This is a genomic window from Kitasatospora sp. NPDC094028, from assembly GCF_049543595.1.
Lineage (GTDB): Bacteria > Actinomycetota > Actinomycetes > Streptomycetales > Streptomycetaceae > Kitasatospora.
On sequence record NZ_JBMVFA010000016.1, the window covers coordinates 167,635 to 173,891 of the forward strand.

Below are 6,257 nucleotides of genomic sequence, written 5' to 3' on the forward strand. Positions count from 1 at the left end.
CGCCGTGGCTGAACTCGACTCCCCGGCCCAGGCCGACCTCGTCGCGCAGTGGCGCGAGCTGCTGGCCCTGCGTGCCACCACCGCCTGCGCGCTCGACCGCGAGCTCGGCGAGCGGCACGGGCTGGGCATGAGCGAGTTCGAGGTGCTGGAGCACCTGGTGGAGGGCTGCGTCTCGGAGGGCCTACCGGCCCTGCGGGTGAGCGACCTCGCCCCCACCGTCCACCTCAGCCAGAGCGCCCTGTCCCGGCTGATCGCCCGGCTGGAGAAGGCCGGGCTGGTCACCCGCGCCATGTGCGAACTCGACCGGCGGGGCGTCGTGATCGCCCTGACCGAGGCCGGGCGCGAGCGGTACGAGCAGGCCAGGCCGCTGCACCGCGAGGTCCTCGGGCGCCACCTCGGCGGTCCGGCGGACGGCGCGGCCGGTTCGACCGGCGGGGCCTGTACGGGCTGACCGTCCGTCGGTCTTCCCGGTTCGAGCGCCGGTCGGCGCGGTGCCACAGCGCCGCGGCGCCGCCCCCCGACGTGTCAGTGCAGCGAGTTGAGGCCCGGCGCGAAGGCCAGCAGGACGGCCGCCGCCGGCGCGGCGAGCGCGAGGGCGGTCAGCCGCAGCCGGTGCGCGACGGTCAGCCGCGGCCGGCCCGCGAGCAGCCGGTCCACCCGCTTCGGGGACTGCGCCAGACCGGGCGGGCAGGCGCCGAACACCCCGCGGTCCAGGTTGAGTTCGGCCAGCGCGAGGGCGGTGGTGTGCCGGCCGTGGCGGCGCGCGGCCCGGTCGTCGGCCGCCAGCTCGACCAGCTCCTCCACCTGGTCCCGGAAGGCGCGGAACACGCCGATCCCGGGGAAGCCCGAGACGAGCGCCTGGGCGAACTGCTTCAGCCAGTCGTGCCGCGCCCGGACGTGCCCGCGCTCGTGGCTCAGCACGGCGGCCAGCTCCCGGTCGGTCAGCTGCTGGAGGGCGCCGGTGGTGACCACCAGCCGGGAGTCCGGGCCCGGCAGCGACCACGCCTCGGGCCGGACGTTCTCCAGCACCACCAGGCGTTCCCTGCGGCTCCGGGCGGTCGCGATCGACTCCGGCAACTCCGGAGCCCAGCTGGACAGTTCGGCGTGCCTGCGGTCGCGCAGCGCCTTCGCCGCCCGGATCTCGCGGGTGAGCGCGAACACCGTCCGCACCCCGCCGGCCGCCAGTACCGCGGCGCACAGCCGGCCCCAGCCCTCGGCGTTCTGCAGACCGTACGCGGCCTCCACGCCGTGCGGGGCGCCGGTGAACACCAGGGTGCGCAGCGCGGGCAGGGCGGCCGAGGCGGCCAGGACCAGGCCCAGCGCGCAGCACAGCAGCACCGCCACCACGAGGCACTGCCACACCAGCAGCGCCAGCACCGGTTCGCGCTCCACCCAGCGGGCCCGGGCCAGCAGCCGGGGCGCGACGGTCGAGAGCAGCAGTCCGAGCAGCAGCAGGCTGATCAGGGCAGTCATCGCATGGGCTCCCCGAGTGCGAACGGAACGCGACAACGCGCTCCCCGCCAACCTATGCGCTGCCGCCGCCCGGTGGAACGGGTTTCAACCGGCCAGTGACCAACGACACGCGCTGGAGCGGAGATTGTGTGTACGGGGCGGTTCGGCGGGGTAACCGGGTGCGCGCTCGGCGAGGGGCCGGTGCGGGCGTCACATGGTCAGGAGCATGGCGAACATGCCGATGCCCATGGTGAGCCGGCAGGCCTGCGGCAGCCCGGTGGTGCCGAGCGCGAGGGTGCCGGCGGGGGTGCGAAGCAGCCGGGAGCCGGCCCACAGCGTGTACCCGCCGAAGTAGAGCAGCAGGGCGCCGGTCAGCAGCGGCGTGCCGAGGGCGGCCGCGTGGTGGTGGTGCGCGGCGGACGGCGCGGTCATCGCGAGCGCGGTGTACGTCATGGCCAGCGCGCCGACCGCGTGGTGCAGCCGGTGCGCCCGCCCGGCCGGGGCGTGGACGGCGGCGAGCAGGAAGGCGGCCGCGGGCACACCGAACAGCCCGGCCCAGACGGCGGCCGGGACGGCGGCCCCGGTGACGGCCATCGCGGCCATGCCGAGGCCCATCAGCGCGTCGGCCGCGTCCGACTCCCGGGCGAGCGGTCCGGCCGCGGCGCAGGAAGGGGCGGTGGCGCGGGCGGGATGCCGCAGCCGGGCCAGGCAGGAGACGCCGGCGGCGGCGGTGAGGAGGGCGAGGAGCCAGTTGACCAGGGTGGGTTCGTGCAACGGCGGCCTCCCGGGGCGACGGTCGTCGCGTCCACGATCACCGCCAGGGTCCGGGCGGGGCCAGGGCGCGTACGGGGGCGCACGGTGGTGCCCACCGTGGTGGAGCCCCCGGCGCCCGCGCGCCCGCAGGGGGCCGCGCGGGTCGGCGCGGCCGCCGCCCCCGGGCCACCGCTCCCGGGCCGCCGCCCCCGGTGGCGGCGGCCGAACACACGCGGCATGGTCGGCGTACGGGCCCGCGTCCGCGGTGCCCCGGCGCCGGACCGGCGACAGCGGCCGCGCAGCCGCCCGGCGTCCCGCCCCAACGCCCCGCCCGGCCCCGCCGTGCCGGCCCGGCGTCCACCCGTTGGGCGAACGGGCCTCCCGCCGGACGATTCACGGCCGGACCGGCGCCATGCCGGAACATTGTCGGTCGGGCCCCCCTTGAACGAGAGAACCTTTCGTACTTATGGTGTCCACGTCGAAATAACTCCTGTCGAAGTGAGTCCACGATGCAGAATCTTTCGCCAAGGCTCGCTGTGGCGGCCGACGCTCCGCTCTCCCCCCTCGCCGCGCACCCGGCCTGGCAGCGCCTGAAGGAGGCCGTCGAGACGCTCAGACCGCTGCAGTCCAAGGACGGCTCCATCGACCTGTCCGAGGTCCAGCGGCACACCGTCGACCCGCTCGTGGACACCGTCCGCGCCGCCGTGCAGGAGCTCGCCCCGAACTTCCCGCACGACGCCGCCTACCTGGCCGCCGTCGACGCGGACCTCGCCAAGTGGGCCGACACCGGCTACCGGGAGCCCGACTTCCTGGACTCGCTGCTCGCCTTCCAGCCCGCCGACCAGCGCGAGGACGGCCTGGAGCACCTCGTCGTCTTCCCGATGTACACCCAGAACGGCAACCCGAACCGCAACCTGGAAGCCGTCCTGCTGCGCGTCGTGTGGCCCGACTGGCTGGCCGAGCTGGAGCGCACCCGCTTCGACAACCCGATGTTCGTGCCGATCACCTTCACGGACTTCACCGCCGGTTACGACACCAACTCCGCCGTCCTCTTCCCCGAGACGGTCTCCGTGCGCAAGGCGCCCGAACGTTTCACCTGGGGCGGCATCTTCTGCGACCGCGAGGCCGCCCGCTTCCGCGCCGTGACCACCAGCGCCGTCCACCAGCTCGGCCTGGAGATCCCGGCCGACGCCGAGGGCCTGCTCCAGGACCAGCAGCGCGCGCAGGAGACCTTCGTCCTGTGGGACCTCGTGCACGACCGCACCCACAGCCACGGCGACCTGCCGTTCGACCCCTTCATGATCAAGCAGCGCAGCCCGTTCTGGATGTACGGCCTGGAGGAGCTGCGCTGCGACCTCACCACCTTCAAGGAGGCGGTGAACCTGGAGACCGAGGGCAACCCGCACGCCCGCGACGTCCAGTACGCGATCCTCTTCGACCGGCTGTTCCGCTTCCCGGTCAGCGGCGACCGCGTCCGCAACTACGACGGCCTCGGCGGGCAGCTGCTCTTCGCCTACCTGCACAAGAACGACGCCCTGCAGTGGCGCGACAACCGCCTCACCATCGACTGGGAGCGCGCCCCGCAGGTCACCAACGCGCTCTGCGCCGAGATCGAGACCCTGTACCGCGACGGCATCGACCGGCCCAAGCCGGCCCACTGGATCGCCGCCTACCAGCTGGTCTCCCGCTACCTCACCCCGCACCCGGCCTCCACCTGGGCCAAGGGCCCGGAGGCGCTTCCGCTCGACCTCACCGACGGCAAGGCCCTCAACAAGGCGCTGTGCGACGCCGTGCTCCCGGACGAGTTCCCGCTGAGCATGTTCTACGAGGCCCTCGCCAAGAAGCTGAGCGGCGTCATCGCCGCCACCGCCGGAATCACCGGCGCCGGAATCCAGGGAGTTGCTGCGTGACCACCACCCCCGACACCAAGCTCGCCGGCAAGGTCATCGCCGTCGCCGGAGCCAGTGGCCCGGCCGGGCGCGCCGTGCTGCGCCGCCTCACCGCCGGTGGCGCCACCGTGATCGGTGCCGACATCGACGCCCAGCGCCTGGAGTCCGCCCTCGACGCGACCCGGATCGCGGTCCGCGGGGCCAAGGTGAGCGGCCAGGTGATCGACCTGCTCGACCCGCAGGAGGTGCACGACTGGGCCGACCACCTGGAGTCCGAGCACGGCCACGTCGACGGCGTCTTCCACCTGGTCGGCGGCTGGCGCGGCAGCAAGACCTTCTTCGACACCCGGCTCGACGACTGGGACTTCCTGCACGACACCGTGGTGCGCACCCTCCAGCACACCTCGCTCGCCTTCCAGCCCGCCCTGGTCCGCAGCCAGGCCGGCCGCTACGCGATCGTCTCCGCCTCGTCCGCGCACAAGCCGACCGCCGGCGGCGCCGCCTACGCGGCCGCCAAGGCCGCCAGCGAGGCCTGGACCCTCTCCATGGCCGACTCCTTCAAGAAGGAGACCACGTCCCCGGACGGCGAGCCGACCGCGGCGGCTACGATCCTGGTCATCAAGGCGCTGCTCAGCCCCGAGATGCGGGCCGAGAAGCCCGAGGCGAAGTTCACCGGGTACACGGAGACCGCCGACCTCGCCGAACACCTCGCGGGCCTCTGGGACCGCCCCGCAGCAGAACTGAACGGACAGCACCTGTGGCTGACAGCCCGATGACCCACCCCGCCCGCACGGACGCGATACGGCGGCACGACACCGCCGTCCGCGGCTTCGCGAGCGACAACTACTCCGGTGTGCACCCGGAGATCCTCGCCGCGATCGCCCTCGCCAACGACGGGCACCAGGTCGCGTACGGCGAGGACGACTACACGAACCACCTGCAGGACGTCTTCCGCCGCCACTTCGGCGAGAAGGCCGAGGCCTACCCCGTCTTCAACGGCACCGGCGCCAACGTGGTCTCGCTGCAGGCCCTGCTCCCGCGCTGGGGCGCCGTGGTCTGCGCCGAGTCCGCCCACATCCACGTGGACGAGGGCGGCGCGCCCGAGAAGATGGGCGGCATCAAGCTCCACACCGTCCCCACCCCGGACGGCAAGCTCACCCCCGAACTGCTCGACCAGCAGGCCTGGGGCTTCGGCGACGAGCACCGCGCCCAGCCGCTCGCCGTCTCGATCACCCAGAGCACGGAACTCGGCACCCTCTACACGGTCGACGAGATCCGCGCGCTCACCGAGCACGCCCACCAGCTCGGGATGCTCGTCCACATGGACGGCGCCCGGCTGGCCAACGCGGCCGCCTCGCTCGGCCTGCCGATGCGCGCCTTCACCACGGACGTGGGCGTCGACGTGCTCTCCTTCGGCGGCACGAAGAACGGCCTGCTGTTCGGCGAGGTCGTGGTGGTGCTCAACCCCGAGCGGGTCCGCAACATCAAGTACCTGCGCAAGACCTCGATGCAGCTCGCCTCGAAGATGCGCTTCCTCTCCGTCCAGTTCGAGGCGCTGCTCACCGGCGACCTCTACCTGCGCAACGCCGGCCACGCCAACGCCATGGCCAGCCGGCTGGAGGCGGCCGTCCGCGACATCGACGGCGTCGAGGTGATCCGCCCGGTCCAGGCGAACGCGGTGTTCGCGATCCTCCCGCGCGAGGTGAGCGAGCGACTGCAGAAGCGCTACCGCTTCTACTTCTGGAACGAGCACACCGGTGAGGTGCGCTGGGTGTGTTCCTTCGACACCACGGAGGCCGACATCGACGCCTTCGCGGCGGCGATCGTCGAGGAGCTCGGCCGCGCCTGACGGCGCCGAACAACGGATCGAGCAACGGATCGTCCCGCCCTGCGCCAGCAGGGCGGGACGATTTGCATGTGACGTGCCCGTCCCCGTACAGTTCCGGAGTCGCCGCGGGAGACCGGGGCGACAACGCGGAAAGTGAATCCGATGAATGAAACTCCGGAAAACGGAGCGGAAAACATCTGATAAACTTGAAACACGAAAGAACGAAGCGCCCGGAGGGCTCGCTGGAAGGCGGCTCGAAGGAAGCGTCCGTTCCTTGAGAACTCAACAGCGTGCCAAAAGTCAACGCCAGATATGTTGACATCCCCGGCCTCAGA

General features: G+C 72.7%; 6 protein-coding genes. 4 read left to right on the top strand and 2 right to left on the bottom strand.

Going from position 1 to position 6,257, the window contains the following annotated elements; all coding sequences use genetic code 11:
- The first annotated feature begins 4 nt into the window (after positions 1–4).
- Complete coding sequence (locus tag ACPC54_RS24090; protein WP_498967559.1) at positions 5–451, top strand: MarR family winged helix-turn-helix transcriptional regulator; 447 nt, start codon at positions 5–7, stop codon at positions 449–451.
- Between the two features lie 74 nt (positions 452–525).
- On the opposite strand, the gene ACPC54_RS24095 is transcribed toward ACPC54_RS24090, so the two are convergent.
- Both ACPC54_RS24095 and ACPC54_RS24100 read right to left on the bottom strand, forming a co-directional pair.
- Complete coding sequence (locus ACPC54_RS24095; RefSeq protein WP_498967561.1) at positions 526–1,473, bottom strand: M56 family metallopeptidase; 948 nt, start codon at positions 1,471–1,473, stop codon at positions 526–528.
- A gap of 189 nt (positions 1,474–1,662) precedes the next feature.
- Positions 1,663–2,226 carry a DUF5134 domain-containing protein gene (locus ACPC54_RS24100; protein ID WP_498967563.1) on the bottom strand — a complete coding sequence of 188 codons (564 nt, stop codon included), beginning with the start codon at positions 2,224–2,226 and terminating at the stop codon, positions 1,663–1,665.
- A gap of 488 nt (positions 2,227–2,714) precedes the next feature.
- On the opposite strand from ACPC54_RS24100, the gene ACPC54_RS24105 reads away from it, so the two are divergent.
- Genes ACPC54_RS24105 through ACPC54_RS24115 form a run of 3 tightly spaced genes read left to right on the top strand, consistent with a single transcriptional unit; the run spans position 2,715 to position 5,943 of the window.
- The gene (locus ACPC54_RS24105; protein ID WP_498967565.1) at positions 2,715–4,115 is read left to right on the top strand and encodes a DUF6421 family protein; all 1,401 of its coding nucleotides are present in this window, start codon (positions 2,715–2,717) and stop codon (positions 4,113–4,115) included.
- Positions 4,112–4,870 (top strand): SDR family NAD(P)-dependent oxidoreductase, encoded by a 759-nt coding sequence (locus ACPC54_RS24110; protein ID WP_498967567.1) that lies wholly within the window; start codon positions 4,112–4,114, stop codon positions 4,868–4,870. Before ACPC54_RS24105 ends, ACPC54_RS24110 begins: the two co-directional genes overlap by 4 nt.
- The gene (locus ACPC54_RS24115) at positions 4,867–5,943 is read left to right on the top strand and encodes a threonine aldolase family protein (RefSeq protein ID WP_498967580.1); all 1,077 of its coding nucleotides are present in this window, start codon (positions 4,867–4,869) and stop codon (positions 5,941–5,943) included. The genes ACPC54_RS24110 and ACPC54_RS24115 overlap by 4 nt, the downstream gene beginning before the upstream one ends.
- The last annotated feature ends 314 nt before the right edge of the window (positions 5,944–6,257 follow it).